This is a genomic window from Mucilaginibacter sp. 21P (assembly GCF_019331605.1).
Taxonomy (GTDB): Bacteria; Bacteroidota; Bacteroidia; order Sphingobacteriales; family Sphingobacteriaceae; genus Mucilaginibacter; species Mucilaginibacter achroorhodeus.
Genome location: NZ_CP063061.1, coordinates 2,590,454 through 2,613,323, shown reverse-complemented (window position 1 = coordinate 2,613,323; position 22,870 = coordinate 2,590,454). Strand labels below are relative to the sequence as shown.

At 41.9% G+C, this 22,870-nt stretch carries 19 protein-coding genes; 9 read left to right on the top strand and 10 right to left on the bottom strand.

Going from position 1 to position 22,870, the window contains the following annotated elements:
- Positions 1–100 precede the first annotated feature (100 nt).
- From INP83_RS21195 to INP83_RS11920, 4 genes are read right to left on the bottom strand one after another with little or no spacing between them, the layout of a single operon-like run.
- A complete protein-coding gene (locus tag INP83_RS21195) occupies positions 101–223 on the bottom strand; it encodes a hypothetical protein (protein ID WP_255563136.1) in 123 nt (40 codons plus the stop codon).
- Positions 223–1,107 (bottom strand): hypothetical protein, encoded by an 885-nt coding sequence (locus INP83_RS11930; RefSeq protein ID WP_219124227.1) that lies wholly within the window; start codon positions 1,105–1,107, stop codon positions 223–225. Before INP83_RS11930 ends, INP83_RS21195 begins: the two co-directional genes overlap by 1 nt.
- On the bottom strand, positions 1,104–2,765 hold the full coding sequence (locus tag INP83_RS11925) for a hypothetical protein (protein ID WP_219124226.1): 1,662 nt from the start codon (positions 2,763–2,765) through the stop codon (positions 1,104–1,106). Before INP83_RS11925 ends, INP83_RS11930 begins: the two co-directional genes overlap by 4 nt.
- A 42-nt stretch (positions 2,766–2,807) precedes the next feature.
- Entirely contained in the window at positions 2,808–3,653 is an 846-nt protein-coding gene (locus tag INP83_RS11920; protein ID WP_219124225.1) for an AraC family transcriptional regulator, read from the bottom strand.
- 1,227 nt (positions 3,654–4,880) lie between these two features.
- On the opposite strand from INP83_RS11920, the gene INP83_RS11915 reads away from it, so the two are divergent.
- Complete coding sequence (locus tag INP83_RS11915) at positions 4,881–6,584, top strand: tetratricopeptide repeat-containing sensor histidine kinase (RefSeq protein ID WP_219124224.1); 1,704 nt, start codon at positions 4,881–4,883, stop codon at positions 6,582–6,584.
- Between the two features lie 236 nt (positions 6,585–6,820).
- On the opposite strand, the gene INP83_RS11910 is transcribed toward INP83_RS11915, so the two are convergent.
- Positions 6,821–7,024: a hypothetical protein gene (locus tag INP83_RS11910; RefSeq protein WP_219124223.1), complete on the bottom strand. Its 204-nt coding sequence runs from the start codon at positions 7,022–7,024 to the stop codon at positions 6,821–6,823.
- On the opposite strand from INP83_RS11910, the gene INP83_RS11905 reads away from it, so the two are divergent.
- Positions 7,023–7,169 carry a hypothetical protein gene (locus INP83_RS11905; protein WP_219124222.1) on the top strand — a complete coding sequence of 49 codons (147 nt, stop codon included), beginning with the start codon at positions 7,023–7,025 and terminating at the stop codon, positions 7,167–7,169. The genes INP83_RS11910 and INP83_RS11905 overlap by 2 nt on opposite strands.
- Positions 7,170–7,394: 225 nt before the next feature.
- On the opposite strand, the gene INP83_RS11900 is transcribed toward INP83_RS11905, so the two are convergent.
- The 4 genes from INP83_RS11900 to INP83_RS11885 form a co-directional block, all read right to left on the bottom strand.
- A complete protein-coding gene (locus tag INP83_RS11900) occupies positions 7,395–8,228 on the bottom strand; it encodes a hypothetical protein (protein ID WP_219124221.1) in 834 nt (277 codons plus the stop codon).
- A 14-nt stretch (positions 8,229–8,242) separates the two neighbouring features.
- Positions 8,243–8,755, bottom strand: a complete 513-nt coding sequence (locus tag INP83_RS11895; protein WP_219124220.1) for a hypothetical protein — start codon at positions 8,753–8,755, stop codon at positions 8,243–8,245.
- A 124-nt stretch (positions 8,756–8,879) separates the two neighbouring features.
- Positions 8,880–10,013: an aspartyl protease family protein gene (locus INP83_RS11890; protein ID WP_219124219.1), complete on the bottom strand. Its 1,134-nt coding sequence runs from the start codon at positions 10,011–10,013 to the stop codon at positions 8,880–8,882.
- A gap of 954 nt (positions 10,014–10,967) precedes the next feature.
- Positions 10,968–12,389 (bottom strand): serine hydrolase, encoded by a 1,422-nt coding sequence (locus tag INP83_RS11885; RefSeq protein WP_219124218.1) that lies wholly within the window; start codon positions 12,387–12,389, stop codon positions 10,968–10,970.
- Between the two features lie 832 nt (positions 12,390–13,221).
- Here INP83_RS11885 and INP83_RS11880 point away from each other — a divergent pair.
- Both INP83_RS11880 and INP83_RS11875 read left to right on the top strand, forming a co-directional pair.
- On the top strand, positions 13,222–14,055 hold the full coding sequence (locus INP83_RS11880) for a M57 family metalloprotease (protein ID WP_219124216.1): 834 nt from the start codon (positions 13,222–13,224) through the stop codon (positions 14,053–14,055).
- 292 nt (positions 14,056–14,347) lie between these two features.
- Complete coding sequence (locus INP83_RS11875) at positions 14,348–14,602, top strand: helix-turn-helix domain-containing protein (protein WP_219124214.1); 255 nt, start codon at positions 14,348–14,350, stop codon at positions 14,600–14,602.
- Positions 14,603–14,794: 192 nt separating this feature from the next.
- On the opposite strand, the gene INP83_RS11870 is transcribed toward INP83_RS11875, so the two are convergent.
- Positions 14,795–16,270, bottom strand: a complete 1,476-nt coding sequence (locus INP83_RS11870) for an RICIN domain-containing protein (RefSeq protein WP_219124212.1) — start codon at positions 16,268–16,270, stop codon at positions 14,795–14,797.
- A gap of 268 nt (positions 16,271–16,538) precedes the next feature.
- On the opposite strand from INP83_RS11870, the gene INP83_RS11865 reads away from it, so the two are divergent.
- From INP83_RS11865 to INP83_RS11845, 5 genes are all read left to right on the top strand, one after another.
- A complete protein-coding gene (locus tag INP83_RS11865) occupies positions 16,539–16,904 on the top strand; it encodes a PleD family two-component system response regulator (protein WP_219124210.1) in 366 nt (121 codons plus the stop codon).
- Positions 16,905–17,046: 142 nt separating this feature from the next.
- A complete protein-coding gene (locus tag INP83_RS11860; RefSeq protein WP_219124208.1) occupies positions 17,047–17,793 on the top strand; it encodes a LytTR family DNA-binding domain-containing protein in 747 nt (248 codons plus the stop codon).
- A gap of 82 nt (positions 17,794–17,875) precedes the next feature.
- Positions 17,876–19,855 carry a HAMP domain-containing sensor histidine kinase gene (locus INP83_RS11855; RefSeq protein ID WP_219124206.1) on the top strand — a complete coding sequence of 660 codons (1,980 nt, stop codon included), beginning with the start codon at positions 17,876–17,878 and terminating at the stop codon, positions 19,853–19,855.
- A 205-nt stretch (positions 19,856–20,060) separates the two neighbouring features.
- Positions 20,061–20,864 carry a helix-turn-helix transcriptional regulator gene (locus INP83_RS11850; RefSeq protein ID WP_219124205.1) on the top strand — a complete coding sequence of 268 codons (804 nt, stop codon included), beginning with the start codon at positions 20,061–20,063 and terminating at the stop codon, positions 20,862–20,864.
- A 371-nt stretch (positions 20,865–21,235) separates the two neighbouring features.
- Positions 21,236–22,399, top strand: coding sequence for a hypothetical protein (locus INP83_RS11845; RefSeq protein ID WP_219124202.1), 1,164 nt, complete (start codon positions 21,236–21,238; stop codon positions 22,397–22,399).
- Positions 22,400–22,870 lie beyond the last annotated feature (471 nt).

Genomic DNA, 22,870 nt, shown 5'->3' with positions numbered 1-22,870 from the left:
ACAGCAATGGCGATCTTATTCAAGATCGCCATTTGTCTGACAAGGTGTGCTTAGCACGCATAAAGATTGAATAATTAGCGGCGAAAACGGTTGATGAAAATTATAACCATTCTGCCCAACCCATACGCTTCATCCATGCTACGCTTAGCAGGCCTTTGGCATCCGCATATTCCTGTTCCAAGTCATCGGTAAAAGGATTGATCGTGGTAGCATGCGGCTTCACTATTTGATCACCTTATATTGCTCCACTATTTTGTCCCTGATCTCCTTTTTTGCCACGGGGACGTCTGCCTGACTTCCAAATATTTGGTAGCCGTATTTAATCGTACAGATCCGGTCAAGAAGCATAGTGAACGGTGCTTCATCTAATTGAGCTTCTTTGACGGCTAACCATACAACCGGAAGGTACCTTTGCATCATCTCAATGTTTGAATGCTGAATGACCAGCCACATAATGGTTTCATGATCTTTGCCGGCAAGCTTGCGCCCTATGTAAGTGCCCTTGTCTTGATAAAGGGAATCAATGCGTTTTTGATTCTTCAAATCCAGCGGGCGCTGCTTTGACCAGTCTACATTTTTACTACGGCGATAACGCTGATCATCCGAGCGAATGGCTTCTAACAGGCTGACTAAGCTTTCATCTCCCGGCCTTGATACCTCGGCATCCTTTGTATTTGCATCCGAAATTGATCCCGTGAATTGCGGACAGGACCGATAAAATTCAAGATATTTTTCCGGGATCAGGGTATCCAGCCCATTGTTGCCTATAGACTTAATATACTCACAAATAGCGCGGGGGTCCGCTTGTATGGCTCTAGTAAAGGCCAGTTCAATGTTTTGTCTTGGCTCTTTTAGAACAACAAATGCTGTGGTTATATTCCACAGATCTGCAGCGTTTAGCCGCGTAGGATCATTTTTTACCGATGAACGCGTCTCCTCAAGTATCCGTTGTGCATAAGCAAAGCGTTTTTCGGTTACGCCCGCCCGCATCATTGGTTTATATTTCAGCACTTCTTTTGCAAACTCAGACGAATTAAAATACGTCGGGGTTTGTGCAAAGACAATCCGACTGCAGACCATGATGAGGATCAAAACAAGGCGCTTCATGGAATAAGTTTAAAAGTGAATGAATTCAAAATGAGTTGAGAGCGGTCGCCTGTCTTTAAGAAACCTTCGAGCATCTTTGCTTTATCCGGCATGATAAGACCATAAAACCGTTGTTGTTGGTTAATTCGGATCGTAACCGGTTTTCTAAGGTCGACCAGTTCCGGAAAAATATCTACGGTAAGCTCCCCAACGCATGAGGTTTGCAGATCGATCACGTTCGCACTTACCATGGCCCGAACGGCGCCGCTCTTGTGCTTGATAAAATTGGCCCTACCTGTCTTGCCTTCTTTATTGGTGATCATGGGTTGGATGGGCGTGTGCCAACCAGCAGGTGAAGCAGCGGTATCGAGCTCATCAATACTTACCCAATAGTACTTACCATTCCTGACGTCATCAGTTTCCCAAACCAATTTTTTGGGTGCGGGTTCGCGGCGATTATTAGCCAGCGAATCGAAAAGAAAATAAACACTGTCAGGCGTAGCATACGGCAGGCCATGCGTGCCCTTGATTATACGGCGGTGCCAATTGCCACCGGCCTGAACATCCTGATCAAGTACATTGTTGACCATGCTGAGCGGAAAAAGCTGATCGTTTGTAGCGCTGATACTGTAGAATGGTGGCCGGTTATGCAGATTACGTAACGTGGTATTACCAGTGTAAACTGATGGGAAATAACAGATGCCATAAAAAGCAGCGAATGGCGTTGCCTGATTCATAGCAAACCAAACGGCACCCCGGCCACCATCAGAATGCCCGCCAATATAAACCCGATTATCATCAATATCATAAAGCATCTTCACATGTTTTATTTCTTTCAAGATGGTCTCGAACGCATCCTGGTTGTAAAGCCAGTTAAAACCTTTTCGACCAAATGGAAAAATGATGAACGCGTTCTGCTCAAATGCACGTTTGAAAAATTCGGCTTGACTGCGAGGCTCATACGCCGGGTTGCTGAAATTTTTAGGTCCGCCAACACCTCCATGCATAAAAACGTACAGGGAACTGGCTTTTTTTGCGTCGTAGATTTTAGGAATATATACCAAAAACGGAACAATCAACGAGTCGCCCGCTTTTAGATGATAGAGCGTCCAAAACCCGGTACGTTTTGGTGACGGAAAAGCATTAAAGTCTTTTAGGCGCTTGAGCAACTGCTGCGGTGTGCTTTTAGCTGCCAGCTTCTCAAGATAAGCTTCGTCTGTAAGTAGGGATCTGTTTATCCGGACGGTCGTGTCATTTAACATATCCGTGATTTCTTTAAGTGACCTCATCGCCGAATCGGCCTTAAACTTGAACGGTTCTATAAAAGCTTTCCATTCCGGGCGGTTGTGCAAACAGGCTGCGAGCGGGTCGTTGGCAAAGGTATCGTATGAGGAAAGGTCGTAACCGATCTCTGCCGAACGCCGTAAATAATAAGCGATTTTTTCAGTCTGCCCTGATTGACAGGCCGCTACTGCGGCGTAGAAAGTATCATAATTACTTTGACCATGATGTGGATCTGCATAAAAGGTGTCATAAAAATAGTAGGCCTTTTTAAAGTCCCTTTTTTCGTAATAGACCCTGGCAGAGTCGTATAGGTTCGCCGGCTTAGTTTGTGCGATCACCCCGTTCGAAGCGAGGATCGCAAGGAAGAAAAAGCAGAAGTGTAGTGATCTGATCATGACACTAAGTAACTGCTTATTCAAATGGCGTGATAGTATTTTTCAGCCAAATTTTGCCTGATCGTAAGTTTTAAATTCAAGGACCAGCCTACTGTCTCCCAGTTGTGCCAATTTGGTTAACAGATCACTTGGATTTGAACCAGTGAACTGCTTGTAGAATTTGATCAGATATGACTGATCATAAAAATTGCTTTCATGCGTAATATCACTGAGGCTTTTAGATCGCTCACCAAAAAGCTTATTTTCTAACGAGTATCGAAAGCGGGAGATGCGCTGATGGGTAACAGGTGAAACACCAAGGTGTCTTTTAAATAACCGGTTGAACGTTCTGAGTGACAGCCCTGCTATGGCCGCAACCTCTTCTATCGATCGATCGGCACTGATATCCGCCAATAGTTCAAGTGCTTGTTGTAAGCCCCTTTGAGCAAATGGCCTATAAGAGCGAATAAGGAGATTTTCCAGGAGCTGCATTTGTACCGAACGGTTCTCGTCGAATAAGTCTGTCGGTATAGTCCAGGCATTGAACAGGCAAGGGTCGGCGGTGATGATGTTTCCAAGCGCCTCATCTATAAAATGATTCAACCCTAAAGGTTTAAATAGAATGGTAACCCTTGATAGGATGCCTGTCATATCCACGATTAAGGGACGTTGACGTTTACCTTGCAACACGCAAACCATATCTTTCGATCCATCACCTGTTATCTTTAATTGCCCTCCAGCATAATAAATGCTTGCGCCAAGGTAAACTGTCACGGCGTTGAAAGTGTGGGGGAATGAATAATGTCTGCTTTGAAAATCGCCAGCATCGCTTTTAAGGGAATAAAAACAATATATATGTTCTTTAAGCAAAGGTGAAACCGGGTACACCAGTTGGAATTGCGGGATCATACTTATAAGACGGTAAAGTTATGCATGCGTTACACACGTGACAAAGCACAAGCTAAGTTCGTGAAAGACTTTGGAATTTTCTTGCGTAGCCGTAAACCAAAAGATTATCAATAGCTGCTTAACTAAAATGTGCATTTTCTTGATTGATTTGGTTTTGGATCTGTTTGATCTCGTCGTACCTATAATAGCTTACCCCGCAAAGTCGCCCTTGTGGTGGGGTAACGAAAAAAGGTGGTTTTATTCTGATCGATTACCGCCAGTCCCGCGAAGCACAGATAATATAACGGGGATACGAAATGAGCAAGAGCTGAGAGTAACGCCAGTTCGTGTAAGATCATTTCGATATCCCTTTGATCATTAGCGCTGACGAAATTTTCTTTAAATGCCGGCGATATTCGAATTTTAAATATCGACTGGAAAATATCAATGGGTCAGGTATGCAGGTTCGTGCATTATATGTCCCTTTCTTCCTCTCGTAATGTACGCCTTAATATCAAGGAAGATGTTAAACTCAGCGCCGATGTCACCTGCACGCAAGGTGAGCCCCACAGCATGTGAACTTACGGCGCGAAAAAGAACCTGCAACGATACCCGGCAAGTTCAAAGGAACCCTTGATAGCGGCGGTATCCCAATTTTTGTCCGTGCGGAAATGGGAATGTATTTTATAAAAGAATAAGTAGGTCAGCCCATATAACAAATAAAGCAAGTCAACAGACCTGCTTTATTTGTTATATTTCCGTGAATATGGGCTGTTCTTTAATGCCAGTAGTGATGAAATCCCCGGGCTTAACTTTTGAAAGCTGATTCCATATCTCGAAATCTGTCCCCCGGTTTTGGAAAGAATCTGTCACGGACTCTTCCGGAAAAACTTCAGAAGTCTTCTCAATGATTAGGATGTATTTCTAATTATTTAGTGGCAATTAAAAAATGAATTTTAACTCATAAAATCTTTTTTAGATAAAACTAGTAGAAAAAAACAAACGGTATATTTCGACGGTTTTTAACCGCATTTAAACTGTAGACTTGGGCATATAACGCTTATTTAATAAATAATTTAATTTAAATTGGCATCTGCATTCTATCACAACCTTTGTTTTTATCAGCGGTTAAGCGATCAGTTCTAATCGTATGCTTATTTATTGGAAATGAACAATTTGAATATGTGCATACTATTCTTTAGAACATGTATACTATCAATAACAATTTGGGCAGGCTGTACCAGCTGGATGTATGGCCAAACTACATCTGTTCCCCCGAATATTGTAGAGCAGCTACAATCAGCAAAACTAGATTATAATAAAGGAAATTACTCCCCTGCATTAAACACCGCTTTTAAAGTATTACACAAAGCTGTCTTGGTCAGAGATTCAAGTGTTATTGCAGATGCAGAAAACCTGATAGGGTTGGTTGAATTATCACAAAACCGGACTACTGAAGCCCTCATTCGATTCAGTCATGCGAGATCAATTAATCAAAGACTGAAAAACAATAATCGGATAGCTGCTAATCTGCTCAATATTGGAATGGTTTACGCTGACCTGAATAAACTTGACAGCGCAATAGCCATCATGAAAGCGTCGCTACACATCAGTCGTGATAATAAAATTGCTAACCTGGTCGCGATGGGTAATAACCATCTTGCCGACTTCTATTTCAGACAAGGCAGACGCGACAGTGCAGCTACTATATTTCGAAGCGTGATCCACGATACTGATTATCAAAATAACTGGGAAAACAGTTTCGCTTACACCGGATTGGCGAAGATCGCCCTTAGTAATCGAAAATTCAAATTTGCAGCAACTTATGCTGACCTGGCTTACCGGTTGGCAATTGGCACGGAAGCTAAATGGGATGCCGCACAGGCACTTGATCTATCACATCATGCATATTCTGCCATTGGCGAATACAAGATCGCATATGAGCGATTATCGCTTTATAAGAAAATAACCGATAGCTTATTCAATGCCGGAAAAGAAAAACAGATCAGTACACTTGAGTTGAAATCGAAGGCTGCTGATAATGCTGCGCTAAGAAGTAAGATTCTTATGCTTGACCAGCAAAAAGCAATAGATCGCTTACTGGCTATAGGTGTTGTATTTATGCTCATAATAGGTATTTTGTTAGCGTTTCTCTTTTATAAAAGAACGAAATATAGGAACCAATTACTTCTCAAAGATCTGGCACTTCAAGCCGGAAAAAACAAAGCCTTTGAGGAGGATAACTTCAGACTTGAGCAATTGAATCGTGATAAAGACCGGCTATTATCGATTGTAAGTCATGACCTGAGAAGTCCCTTTTCGGCGCTGCAAACGACATTGATGCTTTTCAAAGAAAATGACCTAACTCCGGATGAACTTCCTGATATCGTTGAAGATCTGTCAGACCAGGTCAGTAAAGCTTCTTTGATGCTCGATAGCCTTTTGATCTGGGCAGCCAATCAGCTGAGAGGCGTCGTGACACAGCCGGTTGCTATTGATTTAACATTAAAGGTCGAAAAAGTGATCAGCTTCTTTAGGGCGGCTGCTCATAGTAAGCAAATTAGAATAGACATGGAACGCCCGAAGCTTCCGCTGATCTACGCCGACGCTGACCAGCTCAGGGTAATCATTCAAAACCTGGTCTCGAATGCACTAAAATTTACGCCATCCGGAGGATCGATATCAATCAGTTTTGTGGTCAGTGAACAATCTATCGATCTCTTAATAGCGGACAAGGGCGTTGGTATGCAACAAGCTTTCCTTAACAAGATCATAAAAGGCAATGAAGAACATATTTCCAGTCGTGGGACTTCTAATGAAAGAGGAATAGGTTTAGGGTTACAACTGGTTAAGGATTTTGCAATACAAAATAATATTTTGTTATCGGCCACGTCAGAACCAGGTTTGGGAACTACTTTTATTTTATCATTCCCTCTGCCGAGATCCGAATGATTTGATCCGCTGGCATATCAGGTTTTCACTTGGGTTCTGCAATATAGCCTTGAAATTTTAACCGATGATCAGCAATCGGTTTTACAGAATGATACAAAAATAATCCGCCGATACTATTTAACAAACAATGAGAACGGTCAAAGGATCTAAACATCCGTAAAATTTGCTTCTTCGGCCTGAAGATAACGCAGACATCATCTCCGAAAATCGGAACATCAGTTTTTCTCCGCGGAGTCTTAGATGGAACTGCCCAAAGGTGCCGATTCGAAGATCGAGCGTACGGTCACAAACTGGTACAAAGTGATGTAGTATTCCAGGAACAGGTATTTGATGGCAACAGTTCCGTCTTTACGTGCCACCTCTTGTTGCAGCACACTCCCACAGGCAAGCACAGCGACCCTAATTTCAGGCAGGCTATAGATCCTTGATTCACCTAACATGGCTGCGCAGTGTGGAAATCCATCTTCCTGCGATATGGGCCTGATCTTCCCTCGCCTGCTGATCCGATCTTACGTCGGCAGGCGCAGGTTCTGCTGCGGGGCAACTGCCGTTCACAGCGACTCAGCAACTACCGCATGGCTATGATCACCACATTTATTGAATCGATCTTGGTGACAATCGGCAATGGTTTCGGATGGGCAAGCATATTATTGCTGGTAATCGTAGCGCTAGCCCGTTAAATTACTAACGTGAAGAAAACTTTCTTGAACGGATAGCAGCATTGCGTCAGGGCAATATCCTGCTGAACATCCAAATAGATGGAAAATGTCTACAGACCCTTTCGGCCGTCGTTCTCAAAATCAGAGGAGATCAGAATTTCTCGTTGCCCTTGATTTCTTTGGAGTCTACCCGTATCAGTCTGTTAACATCAGTGATCCGGTAGCTGTCTTTCCACCATCTCGCACCACCACGGCAGGAGGTGATGATCAATTTTTTTTGCTGATCAAGCGTGACGTCACACAGGCAATCGCATTTGCTGCGCTTATCATTGGGTGGTTGTAATGCCTTGAATCTTTTTGATCGCGGGTCATATAGCCAGATGTTGAAGGTTTGATAAACGCCCATCCCGGCATCGGGAATAGAGAATGCAAGATCATCATAACCGTCAAAATTCACATCCATGACATAGCTTTTCCTTATTGCATTAATCGCGTCTACCGAACCGGTAATGTGTACGCTGCCTTTACCCGCCGCGTCATTCAACCAGAACCGACTCTCCGCTGCATTAACAGGATAAGTGATCAAAATATCGTGCAGCAGCAATTTTCCAACCGTTTCATCGGTGTTCGGCGTGACCTCCGCAAGATCAAATCGCCTCTTATCGCGCGCGCGCTCATAAAATGCATTGCTCACCTTACCTTGCTGCACAGTGAGCTGGTAGGTACCATTTTTTTGAGCTTTCACTATTTCGGCCCACTGGTAGTATTCAGTTGGACCTTTAGTTACTCGAATCAACTTCAATGGGATAATACCCGTTTGACCATCGTACTGGACAAAAGCGGCTTTTCCATCGGTCCCATAATACAGTTGAAGGCCGAAAGGTTTCGTTTGGTTCACTGATCTGAGGTGACAGGTCTGTGCATAAGCACTGACCATATGAAGGCTCAGTAGTGCCAGCGTGAAAATATAGGTAGCTTTTCTCATAAGTATTGATGTGTTTAAACGAACCCCAGCAGCAGGCATAGCATGATAAGCACCAGTATCATATTGCCTGACGCGCTATAGTTACGCCTTTTTCTATACAGGATCACCGCTTCGATCACCAGGAATACCGTGCCTATACCTAACAGCAGCATGATCCCATAGATGACCAGATAGGCGCCGCTTAAACCCCTCTCAAAATTTGCGAAAAGGAAGAACAGGACACAGATGCTAACGATCGTCAGTACCCTGATACCGAGATGACGAATAAAGCCTTCATCCCTACTATCGCTGATCGAGCTTGGGTTCGACCCGTCGGCATGCAAGGCAAACGCACTGTTTCTATATAAAGCGATCAACACCGGCAATACGCCAAGAACACTTAACACATTTAAGATCGGTAATAGATATCTTAGTGACCTGTAAATACCGTCACCGGTATACCTCAACCCAGGATAAAGGTCACGGATAACCTGCAAGGTGGCTTGTAAAATGATCGAGATGACAGCGAGTTTAAATTTGTTTCTCATTGGTTCATTAAAGGCAGAACATGCTCATTGAATAAGACAAGAGCTTTAAATTTGTTTACTTATAAATTACATGGAGCGCCTATCGCTATCTGATATCTGGCATCCTGCCTATGAAACGTTCATATTAAAGTAGTTTTTCGATCTTAAAACGACATTTGTTTATATGGTCATTCGCATCAAGGTAGGCCACTTCAAGCTCTTCATTTTCTTTAAGCATCATTTCCTTATAAAATTGAAGATCGGTGTTTGACCTGCCGTTAATAGAAACGATGGTCTGCCCTTCGCGCAATCCGCTACGGTAAGCTGGCGAATCCTTGATGATACTGGAGATAATGACCTTGTTATCTTTGAGACTTAACTTTACCGGGGGCACGGTAGTAACGAAATTCTTTTTGTTCAGATAATTTGGTTTGAGGTAGATCCGTTTAGCATTATAATCAATGATCTGATCAAAACGGTTGATGATCTCAGCTCCTAAAATTCCCAAGTAGCCTTCGTAGGCACTGACACCTGCCTGATCAGTGGAAATGTTTATCCGTAGCTTTTGGTTAAAATTAAAAGGCCCTAACTTCAGACCACCGATAGCGGCCAACGTTGTGACGCTTTTATTGCTCAGATTATCCTGTGTGCTTTCAACTCTCTTTCCCACTTTGCGCATCAGATCATTTTTCTGCTGAAAAGGCATATTCACCATGAGTGTCAGCCCTGCGCCGCTATCGTAAAGCACATTGCCGGACAAATCGTCTCCGTTCAATAACTTAATGCTGACCGGTAATTCGGGTATAGGTCGACCGTCGGAAAAATTGAAGCCAATCTCCGTGTAGCCCTTGGTATCCAGCTTTTGGTTGAATGAGTATAACAATAATCGCCGGTTGGTAAAATCGATCACGGTCAGGTAGTTCTTCAGAATGTCGTTGCCGATAATTCCATCAAATTTCCGACCTACGGTCGCGTTCAATCTGGACAGATCATCCAGAACAAAGTTCACACGGAATATGGCAACCGACGAGGTAAGTTGCAAGGTCCTTCCTGTTGCATACTGGTAAATTTTGGTACCGCTTGCACCCGATATGCCCTGTTTCATATCTGCCTTGATCTGATAGCGCTCGGCTGCAGCGTTATCCAGCACCATCGTTGCTGCGCCGGTATCAAAAAATAAGGTAAGGGAGTCCTTTGTGTTAAAAGCCGGTACCCGAATCAGGATATTTTTTTCTGCGTAGAGATCAAAGGGTAAAATGATTTGGGAGATGGCATGCATGCAGACGTAGCTTAAAAATGCGGATAGTATAATGGCTTTTTTTCATGATCATCTGGTAGGCAAGTATTTAAATAGTTACATAAATTGATTGATATAGTATTTCGGATAAAGTCGCAAAGTTTTAAGGTGCCCATAGAGAAACTCATTAGAGTATTTAATTTCGCGTCAATATAGATCGCACACTACAGCTTTGCTGTGTATTTATCCTGGAATTGTATTGCTTATCTTTCATCATTCCAAGGTGACTTTCGGCAGCACATTACTTTACCACCCGCCCCGTTTGTACATAGTGTCATTGCTTTAACCTTTATCAGATCATCCTTGTCTGCAAATTAACAACCGCAAGATCCCTAGCCAAACATCCGAAATTATAATGGAACGATGTAATGAACAACCAAAAATGCAATAATATCGCTTAGTGACTCCCTGAAGTTTTGCAATAACTGCAGCCGTTTTAAGGACATTTTGAAAGGGCTTTCCTGTCAAAAATGTTGATCCGCGCTTGCCATCTCGTAGTTTACGTTCGTTCTACTACAACTTTGCTATTCCTTTTCAGATCAATATTAGCTCGTCGACTTGACTTTTAAAACATTTGCTAACTCTGATAAACGGCTTTATGTGATTGTGCTGACGGCATCGCAGCACTTAGAACATTTGATGCGCCCTACTTTATATCTTTTATAACTGTTCCCCTTTTGACCAACCCAGGCCGAAATAATTATTCAAATCCCATAGAATAAATGGATCTATGCTTTACCAAAGTAGAAGCGTTGTAGTGATTTGTTTCATTAGGGTTTGTATTTTACTTTGGGCTGGAACATACTTGCCCGAGCATCGGGTGATAGACTCCTGTCGATCGCTTGTGTTACAACTTCACTAATAATTTAAGGTCGTTGTAATTGCTGAGTCCAACACATTGGTCGCTGGAACATTAATACTCGATGACGGAATTGATCACTCAACCGTTTTTTTCTTTATCCCGCTGCCGATCACTTCGCCGTATTGCAGCATCTCCAACCTGGTATCACCGTTTGACAGTTCAGTAAACTTCAGTACCCCATCGGCGCCTCCTTGTCTGATCGCCTGGAACTCGCTGGCAGAGACGGGAAAGAAACGCATATCCCATCTCACCCGGCTGGAATTGTGGACCAGATGGCCATCCAAGAAAGTGAGGACCTGCACCTCGTTCTTGTTTTGTTCATCTACATATTCACCTGCAAATCTTTTGATCTGGTCATCCGAAAGCTGAATTTTTGGCCGGTATTCTATCGTCAATGGTTTACCGTCCAGAATCTGGTTGATATTATCAAATGGGTAAGCGCCCATCTTAAAATTTTGCAAGGTGATGATCGAGCGGTCCTTGATCACATTATGGTAAATGAATGTCGCGTATCCGTCCCAGCTGCCCGTATGTCCATAAGAGAATGTTCCTGTGCCCTTGGATAGATCAAGACCGAAGCCATAAGGGATTTGCTTACCTGCTGTCGTTTTGCTAACCGTCGTCATCAGTTCAAATTCGTCTTTGGTGAAAAGAGTGTTCCGATTCAGGGCGATCAACCATTTGTTCATTTCGCTTGCAGTAGAATTTACCTTTGCATTACCGACGATCCCATCCAAGTAATAGACCATGCTGTCGCCATACCGCGCATTTTCAGAGGAAACTAGGTCAAAAGAATTTTTTGCCCAGACGTAACCGATCGCGTGATTCGGTAGCTTGCGGGGTTGCAGCCGCCTGTTGAACACGAACGTTTGGTTTAAATGTAATGGCTTAAATATTCTTTCTTGAAGATAACCCGCATAGCTTTTACCGGATAGCCGTTCAATGATACTGGCAAGCAAAGCATAATTAGTATTATTATAGCGATGTCTGTTGCCTGGTTTAAATTCCAGCGTGTCCTTACGCTGCGCATAGAATTTGATCAGGTCGTCGTTGGTCGCGATCTTATGGTGATCCCAGCTTTTGGGCATATCGATCAGGTATTCCGGCAACCCGCTGGTATGACGTAGCAGATCATAAATCGTGACCTCTTGCCAGAAGCTCAGCTCAGGAATGTGTTTCGACAACCGGTCCTCATAATTCAATAAGCCGTCCCGGTGTAGTAATACGATTGCCGCGGCCGTAAATTGCTTGGAGCAAGATGCCAATTCATAAGAGGTCGTCTTGTTATTTACTGATCCCGAACTCGTGTCACGATAACCGAAGCCTTTATGATAGATCACCTTTCCTTTCTCTGCAATCAGCACAGTTCCGTTGAACTGGTTCTGGCGATTCATCATGGAGAAAACGCTGTCCAATTGTTTCTGCTGCCGGCTGCTCTGGCTAAATGTAGCATTCTTGAATAACAGGATGGTAAGAATAGTAAAGCTTAACTTCATATGATCTGGATGTATGGTATTTACAGGTCGTTATTTTAAGTGAAATGTTGCATTAAAATTTCATTGATTCAATTAAATGTGAACAGACCGTAATTGTGCCGGTCTGCCAGCATTGTTGTACGGCCATATATTACCAATGTTAGGGCGCCTGACTAATGACAAGCTAAAAGTTGAACTTTAATTTTTTCAAAGCACAGTATCATCCTCATTTTTTCGATGCGCCAGTACTGTGTGTTTCCAGGGATGAAGGCGTTTCCGAGACTAAATGAATATAGCACAGATGTTTGAACTGCTGCGTTACCAGCTCTACGAGTGGTAAAACAGGGTAAGCATAGATCGGAATCCAAAATTTCAACAGCTTTATAGGCCCTCAAAAGGTTCGGAGCAGCAATAAGATAAAGCTGACGGTAGATTTCGGCGGACGATCGCATTGACAAAGATTTGATGCTACCGGTGGAAATGCCGTTAAACATTTAAGAGGCGATTTTTATTTGTTATATCCGCCCAGTTAATGGGTTCAAATCTGATCTTTCCTTTTGGCAAGGGTGAATTCTTCAGCATTACCGGTTTAACTTTCCCTGAAATTGTGCTAGGAAGCATTTACATGGGCCCGCCATAAGAACAATCGGCACTTCAAAGATAATTGACTTCGAGTGTGTTCAGTGACGATAATCGTAACAGGGTACGGTTTCGATATACTGCTCAACGATTCATATTAATTCTCAATCGGCTAAAAGCGACTTTCTATCGCTGATTACGATTTTATTCACTCGGGAAATTACTTTAGTGATATCGGCCGGTGCGAACAAAATTTAACACTTAACTAACACATATGAAAACGAAACTATTTACGCTTTATGCGATTGGAACAGTTGTGGGGTTAATTACCTTCAGCAGCTGTAAAAAAGATGCGAAATCTACTACTGAAAGCAGTCCTCAAATTGAAGCATCTGTATTAAATAAGATAGGTCAACTAGGCTTCAGCACGGATCAGGTAAAAAAAGTATCCAACGGCTATCTGGTTGAAGGTGACATTGTTCTCACGGAACAGAACTTTAACGATACGACTGCTACGCCAACATTAAGAATCGCGGAATCAGAACAATACCGAACAACCAACATCGTTCGTAATTTACCAAGAACAATAACCGTTTCTATATCCAATTTACCAACCGTTTATGTCGCAGCAACAGACGCAATGATAAGCCGTTACAATGCGCTAAATTTAAGGATGAAGTTTCAGCGGGTCAGTACGGGCGGGCAGGTTCAGATTATTGGATTTAATCAAGGACCTGACAGTCAAGGCTTCATCACTTTGGGTTCTTCGGGTTTTCCAACGTCGTCAGGTAACCCCTATAACCAAATCGCTATGAATACGAATGCACAAGCTTACGGCAGCAATCCTGATCAGGGATATATAACCTCAGTCCTACAACACGAAATGGGGCATTGCATCGGATTTCGTCACACAGATTATTTTAACCGCAACTATAGTTGCGGAATCAACGGAGGTGGTAATGAAGGTACCTCGTCCTATGGCGCGATCTTAATTCCAGGAACGCCCTCAACCGCTGACGCAGCCTCGTTTATGCTGGCATGCTCCAATGGAGCTGACAGGTCTTTCAATGCGAATGATAAAATAGCCTTAAACTACCTATATAAATAACATTTTTTTTAAGGGAAGTGCAATGCAACTTTCGTTGTAAGGCGCGATTACGGGAAGAGGTGCAATCTCTTCCCTTTTTTGTTCAAAAAATCTGTTGTTGATCGCTGATTAAAAGAAACGAATCAGCAGGTTGCCAGCCTGCCCATACTTATCATAGACAGATTCGTAATACCGGCTGACGGCTTGTCTGCTCTAAGTTCGATGGTTCGCAGAATGAATAGAATTGGGTTGGCAGTGCCAATACGTTTGTCGGTGTAACCAACTTTTAAATCAGTTTATTCAAAGCAATCCGATGAAAGAGAAAGATAAAACTTCTGTGCAGTTATCACAAGTGCTATGCAGGTTAAAAGAGGTTAGATGTCACCAAGGCTTGACGCAGAAGGACATTGCCGCCAAATTGAATGTATCGCAAAACGCTTATTCGAAAATTGAGAACGGGCGTACCAATTTACAGTTATCAGTATTCTTTTTGATTTGTGAAATCTTGGACATAGAAGCAGGCCCATTGATTTCATACATCGCTGATACGCGTAAAATTACGGGTTAATAAAAAAGCTCCCTTGCGGGAGCTTAACCAACTTCACCCCGCTAAAAGCTCAGTGCGGAGAATCTCAAAAGTTAATTTACTTACTAAAGTTACTGCTGAGTAAATATTCGCTCAAATTCTTCGATGGAAACCCATTTTCAGACGGCGGCCAAGGTACGAAGTGCGATAAGTATCCGGACAATAGTAAAGCTATTACAACTTGAGGAGCTTGAATTTTTGCGATGCAGTACTATTTGCCGTGTAGATTTGCAGTACCGTGCCATTTGTTGTTTTCCCGCCCGGAACATCTAAACATGATGATGGTGCGTTTGCCGGCGAAAGGGTGTAATAACCATTCCCTACATTTTTCACTAACCACTTTTGAGCATTAGTACCATTATCGGTATAGATCTGAACTTTCGTACCATCCGCAGTTCCTGAGCTTTCGACGTCTAGTGCTTTGGTGATTGCGTTTAAAGGTTGAATTTTGTAATAACCACTTCCAACTGAAGTAAATCTCCATTTTTGATTGTTACTGAGCGGATTATTGGCTATCCAAAGATTCACTTTGGTACCATCTGCCGTAGCACTGCCTGGAACGTCCAGAACACTGGTGTTATTCGCTGCAGTTATCATTTCATAGCTGCTTCCGGAAATGATATCTGTAGTGCCCGAAACAGGCGGATTCATCGTCTGGATAAGTTTATTAGTTACCACATAACTGGGGACATACAATTTGTTATCTGTAGCTGATGTCAGGGAAGCATCCCTGTCAATCGCGTACCCGAAGACCCCTCCTTTTTTATTACCGGTTGGCTCCCACTTCGCAAAATCAAACGCTCTCCCTGTTCCATTAACAGGATAATTGACATCATACCAAACATTACTTGGATAACCATTTTCTTCGTAGTATGAGAAACCGGGAATGAACTTATCGGCTGAAATATATGGCGAAAATGTGTTCCAGGTCGATTGTAATGTCGTAACACTTCTACCATATGCTTGTAGCCACACGTAGCTGACCAAAGCGTATACCTGACGGAACATATTATTATTGCCATCTTGATTGGTATCGAATGTTAACAACTTACCTGTCCCGGATTTTGGGCCAAGGTAGGCTGAGAGCGCTGTGTATACGCCGACCATATCCTGTAGCTGAGTACCCGTAGGGTTGCTTTCGACATCAATGTCGTAGCCATCAAAGCCATATTTATTGATCAGGTTATCCATGATGCTTTTAGCGGTAGCCTGGTAACCAGCTTGGTTATGTGATGCTCCGTTTATAAGATCTAGGTTACCTGTTACCAGAACCTTCGTGCCTTTGGCGTGCAGATTCGTGATCCACTGGGCTGTTTTAGACGCTATGGGAGAAGAATCAGAAAAACAAAACAAGATTAAAACGTCTAAACTATCGGGAACCGCGGAGAAATCAGAGCCGTTTAAGCCTGGACCGTAGCACGGTCCTTGAACTCTGTAGAAACCCGCGCTGATTTCATGCTTCGAGGCCTTATAAGCGATAAGTTCCCCGTTACTTGTAGCCATCGACGTTAACAGCCGTTTGCTTGAGTTTTCTAAGTTTTGTTGCGACTCCGATTTGATTGCAGTCTTTTCTCCCTTTTTGCAAGCGGTAACACTCACCATAGCCGCCAAAATAAGTAAGCGACATTTCCATTGAATTTTCTTTTTCATAATTATTGTTTTAAGGAAAATTAGGTTTACTCCTATAATAACCATACAGGATTTTTGGCAGCTTTTTTAGATTTTTTGACTACTTATCGCATTTCAATCAACATGGATAACATCTGGAAGTCATACTCGAGGCAACGGCCGATACCGTCATCGGTATTTAACGATTGATAGCCGTTTTTAATCTGCTTAACAGAGGTTTCTGTCGATTACATTTGATGACACCCACTTCTGCAATAATTTTAGTGGTGAACGATTAGAATTATCACGTATGGAAAAGCCGCTCATAATGATTTGCGAAGACGATGAGGAAATTTTACAAATTTACGAAGTAATATTAATGGATCATGATTACCATGTGATTACGGAATCCAACAGCTTGCTGCTATTTGAACTCCTTAAAAAAACAATTCCGGATCTGTTGATTTTGAATTTGAGGATGCCATATCTTTCCGGCGATAGAATAGCTTATTTGCTCACTAGCCATGATAAATATGCATCGATTCCAATATTGATGATATCTGCAGATATCCGGGTTCAGGAAGTTGTGAAAGATCTCCAACTAAAGGACTACCTCTTGAAACCCTTTGATATCGATGTCTTAGTACAAACCGTGAATCGCTTTTTTCCAAAATAACAAGCGACAGAACGCCCTTGCCATCTTTGGTCATGCGAATAAAGTCAACATCACGACAAGGATAATAAATTACACTTCTGAGAAAATATTTTTCAATATTTAGTACATTGGAACATGTACACAACCTTAATGCCCCTTTCCAATGACAATAAAATGCATCATCATCGACGATAGTGATATAGCACTCGATTATTTGACACTATTATTAAAGGAGATATCTTTTCTAGAAATCATAGGATGTTATCAAAACCCAATAAAAGCGCTGGAAGCTTGTGACACTCTAAGTCCCGATCTTATATTTTCTGATGTTGATATGCCGGAGTTGTCCGGTATTGATTTTGCCAAACTTATCACGGGCAACGCTAACGTTAAAAACCGGCCTCTAATGATTTATACAACAAGCTTCGAAACCTTCGCCCTGCAAGCTCATCGTGTTGATGCAATCGGATACTTGTTGAAACCGGTCAAATTTGACGAGTTACTAAACGTTTGTTTAAAAGCAAAGCGACTTATCGAACTAAGTAACGCTTACGAAAATAATCTTAAGAATCTAACTAAAGAGGCAGAAGCGATATATGTCCGGGTCGAATTCGAGATAGTCAGAATCAATCTCCGCGAAATAGCTTATTTGGAAAGCGCGGGCGACTATGTCAAAATCCATCTTGTAAATAGCGAAACACCGGTCAAATGCCTGTCAACACTTAGAAAACTCGAGGAAAAATTACCTGAACACCTGTTTAAAAGGATACATCGTTCTTACATTGTCGCCCATAGCAGAATTGAGGCTATCACGCGTAAATCTGTCAGGATCAGCAATACCCTAATTCCGGTCGGTGAACAGTTCAGAGGGGCTTTCCAGCATTTTTTCGATCAGTGGGCGAATGAATAGGGTAAAGTCAGCACTATGTAGTGCAACATATATATTGATAGTAATCGTAACGTCTTTAAGTTGCAACGCACCATCACGACCTGTGAGCTATGCACTTAAAAATCCACCATGGGTAGATTCCGCGGGTAAGCGGTTAAACACACAAAATCCAGGTTTGTCAATCAAATATCTTGATTCCATCTATCGAAATAAGAAGCTGAACACGCCAGAACTGCTGTACTACAAATATAATTTTAAAGCGCATTACTATTTATATTATGACAGCCACCCATCTATAAGCAGTAATTACGCAGACAGCATGCTGTACCTGATGCAAAATCAACGCTATAGCCATCCTGTCGAATTTGCTAATGCTCTATACTCGAAAGGCGACGCTCTATTACAAGCAGAGAAATACAATGAATCTGCTGATTTTTACTACCGGGGAAAACTTTTCGCTGAAAGATATCTGGACGTTTGCAATATCTGTGGACTTACCTACAGGATGGGACTGGTTGCTTATAAACAGGAAAAAGGGCGTTTAGCTGCACGATACTTTTTGGAAGCGCTTAAAGAAAAGAATAGTTGTAAATCAAGGATTGACATGGCGGAAGCATTTTCATTTAATCAGGCTGCACTCAACGCTGCAGCGCTGGCCTTTCAATCGGTCGGTATGCTCGATAGTGCGGAAAAATATTATAGAGAAGGAATTCTTTTCATTAAAGGACAAAAGCAAAGTGGATTTAACGATACAGTGACTATCCAACGATCTATCGGCGTAATTTATGGCAATTTGGGTGGTTTACTGGCTTTAAAGGGTAATCACCGGGATGCGATAAATTTTTTAAAGAAAAGCATCTATCTTAATGACCGGACAGGTTATGAACTGGCGGATGCGCAAACAGCGCGATTTAAATTGAGTGAGCTTTATTTAGCTTTGGATGAACCGAAAATGGCGCATAAGCAACTGGACAGCGTTCGGCAATTTTTAAATTCATCGACCCAGCAGGACGGGACAGTAAAAACCATCAGGTTGAATTATTTTAAGCTGAGGTGGTTGTATTTTGATAAAATAGGTCTGACCCGCCAAGCTTATATAGCGCTAAAAAAATATGACAGTTATCGCAACAGTATTTCCGGGGAAAATAAAACTATTAAGAACATTGATCTGGAAAGCTCGCTTAATCTAAAGGCTCAAAAGGCTGCCTTAGCACTGAATGAAAAAGAGAATGAGTTAAAAACGTCCTATCTCGTTCTGACCGTCACCATACTTTTCTTGTTGTCTGTGATTTTGACATTGGTTTGGAGAAACCTTCAGCGTTATAGGTCAAATGCACGTTCACTAAAATTGTTCAACGAAAAAATCGAACTACAAAACCAGTTTTTACAGTCAGCCTTAGATAAACTTGAGTTAAGTCAAGCGGAGAATTTTCGGATGATGAGTGTTGTCGCTCACGATTTAAGGAATCCTATAAGTGAAATTTACATGTCTGTCGACATGCTATTGAAAAAGGCTTCACCGGCGACCAAGCCGCATGCTTTACACCTGATGAAACAGTCTGCTGAACGGTGCCTCAAATTAATTAGTGAGATTTTAAACGGCCGTATCGCAAGCGATCACAACGAAGGTGAAGAAGGAGAATTATTTGATTTGCTCCACCAAGTGGTGGAATTTGCGCAGGTTACAGCCGCTAAAAAAAACCAGCAGATTACGCTGGAAGCAACTCGCTTTCCCGCCCCTTTCAACACGCATAAGTTATGGCGTCTTTTCAACAATCTGATCTCCAACGCAACCAAATTCAGTCCTGAGGGAAGTGAGATCGTTCTAACAGCGAGCAGGAAAACGCAATCGGTGCTTGTAGCTATAAAAGATCATGGCATCGGGATGCCACTTAAAAACTACAGGGAGGTCTTTGACCTACATGAAAAATTGGTTAGGCCAGGGACAAACGGCGAACAGTCTTATGGCATAGGTTTATCAATCTGCCAACAAATTGTTAAAGATCTGAAAGGTAGCATAAGGTTTGAACCAACTCCTGGGGGTGGAACGACTTTTTTTGTTGAGCTTCCTATTGACCAGTAGAAAATTCATTAGTTGAATTGGCGTGACCCAACCCTCCCCCTCTCCTACGGACGTCGGAGCTTGTCGAATAAATATCTGGTTATGCCGTAAGAAATTACTTGTATACCGAATCATGCAAACGACTATCAACTTAATGGTATTTTTCTGGTGTCAGTTAATGGAATAGTTGATTAATCAAGTAGCAATTTTAAAAAGGTAAAATACATTGTTTAACGGTACATTGCTATCACTTCATATTACAAATACCCTTAAACCTTATCACAATCTTTTGCATGAAGGACTATTTCAGTTATTTTATGTCCATAGGGGTCAACTTATTATTCAGGTTCATGGGCAAAGTAAAATACTTAGTCAAGGCCAGATCATCCTACTTAATGGCCTGAAAAAAATCCAATTCCAGCAGGTGCTAAACCAGGACATGAACTTGTACGCAGTCATTTTTAAAGAGCATTTTTGCGGAGATTGCTTTACTAGTATTCCTGAATTTCGTAGAGTTGGTCAATTATTTGGCGAGGCAAAATACGGCGTAATAGCGGCTGCTTCTTCAAATCAAATCAAAGATAGGATTTGCGAGATGGAGAATAATCCCTGGTACGCTCAAGTGACGGATATGGTTAACATTCTCAATATCTTTGCTCGCGATGAACAGCGCACATATTTATGTTCATCCCTTATTCCGCTGTCTGCTGCTACCTTTCGGATTAAAAGAATTCAGGAATATGTTAGGGCTAATGTCCATACAATAATTACTTTGGATCAATTAGCGAATTATGTAGGCATGAACAGATCGTCCCTTTCACGATATTTTCGATCTAAGACCGGGATCGGGTTAATTAATTATATCCAAAATATCCGGATAGAATTAGCGTGCGATCTCCTTCAACAAGGTCGATACCCAATAAAGCAAATTGCCTATCAAACAGGGTTTAACAACCTTACCACATTTTACCAAACGTTCAGTAAGATAAAAGCAACGACCCCTAACGAATTTAAAAATCACTTGACTTAAGTGTTAAGGGTTTGCCGTCCAACCTAAATGACCGCTTACGCTTTTGACACCGAACTGCTTAAGCCGAGTTAATTACCCTCGTGCTATATCTATCCACTTTTTTAAACGGTTCTTAGGGACCACAGATCAAATGATTTTTTATAATTAAGCTAACTGATACTTCAAGCGGTTCACAATCTCGGTTGTGTACTTACTGTTTATTTGATAACGTTTTTTTGAACTACAGCTTTAGAATGAGGTTACTGCCATGACAACTAAACAATTTATAATGGTAAGATGTCATCTTTCACCATAGAATATATACTTTAGTTGAAAATGCGAGTTGTTGTCGAATCCGCGTTCGACTAACCTATCATTTTAAGACTTATTTCATGAGATATCTATTTACCTTGGCAATGACCATGTATTCGTGTGTTTCTATAGCACAGCATCAGTTGCCTGTGATCAAAGCGACATCTAAGCAGGCCAGGATCTATGAGCAAAATGGTGCCGTTTCTAATTGGGGGATCAACCCCAAAATAAACCTGGATGTACATTCTACGGGCAAGTTGGCACGACCTGTACAGATTAAATTCGTTACAGATGTAGATTCCATCAGTTTTAAACTGGCACCTGGCCAACACATAGACTTCATCGTAGTACTGAACGAAAAAGACTCATGCATTACCCGAATAGAAAGTCCCACATATAAGGATCTAAGCAAATCTTCAGTGGTCATTCATGATACTATTCCTTTTTTTATCAACACGTATAATACAAATTATGTCCCCGTGGTACTTAACGAAACCGATTCTTTACGGCTTAATTTCGATAGTGGAGCTACTGAAGTGTGTATCATCGCAGAAAGTCTTAAACGCAAGGTCAAAACACAACCTCAGTTGTATAGCAAAGAATACCCTATACGCTTAGGGCATCATACATATAATAGTAAACTGTATGACATCTCGTTAGCGGGCAATGAAGTAGATGGCCTGCTAGGCTGGAATCTATTTGACGGCATGATCGTAGAATTGGATTACGACAGCCACAGAATGATCGTTCACTCCCGAATGCCGAAGCATATCCTCAAGGATTTGGAATATGAAAAATTTAAGCTTACCTATATTAAAAATAAACCTTTTATAGAAAGCGAGATCACCCAAAGTGGTGTAAAAACCAAAAGCTTATTCTTTTTTGATTTAGGTTATCAAAGGGCGGTAATGCTGGATAATGATGCGCTTTCTACTTCAAAATTCCCAGTCAGTAAGATGCCGGTGATCAAAAAAGTCATCATGCATGGAACACGAGGCAATGAACTGCCTGTTGTCACCGCTGATCTCGAATGCTTGAAGATCGGCAAATTCATTTTAAGAAACGTTCCCGCGCAGATCATGACGCAAGGCAAACCACTTCCTGGAGCTAACGTGCATTATTTAGGAAGTGACATCTTAAAAAAATTCAATACAGTACTTGACTTTCAGCGTAATGTGATCTACTTGAAGCCTAATTCATTATACAATAAACCTTACGCAGATCAAAAAAGTAAAAATACCTGATCTACTGTTCTGGTTTTAATAGGTCTTGTGTAATGGTGACCACAATTATTGAGTTGTACAATTGCATGCGTCCAAGCTCCGTGGGTTCAGCTATGCAATCTAAGCCCGCCAATGATAACGAAGTCATGCGCGATAGTGAAAAAACAAGTCCTGATTTGCGTTTTTTTAGGGGCCAAACAAGAAAAAACGCGAATCGATAGGATCAACAAATCTACTCCCAGGATACTTGCCAATAAGGGCTTGAAAGATATATATTTACCTCTACCGGCTCTCGTGAAATATGATCTTCGCGATCTCTTCTACATACCCATGGAGTGAACGTGTTTCCTCTAATTTCATTCCTTTGAACGCATTGAGATCGGCGGCGGATCCGGAAATGGATTTGAGGGATGCATACAATAAAGACACTTTAAGTCTAAGTTGTGCTGTATCGTTCTCCAGCTTTGATTTTTAGGCTGCCTCAAGAATGGT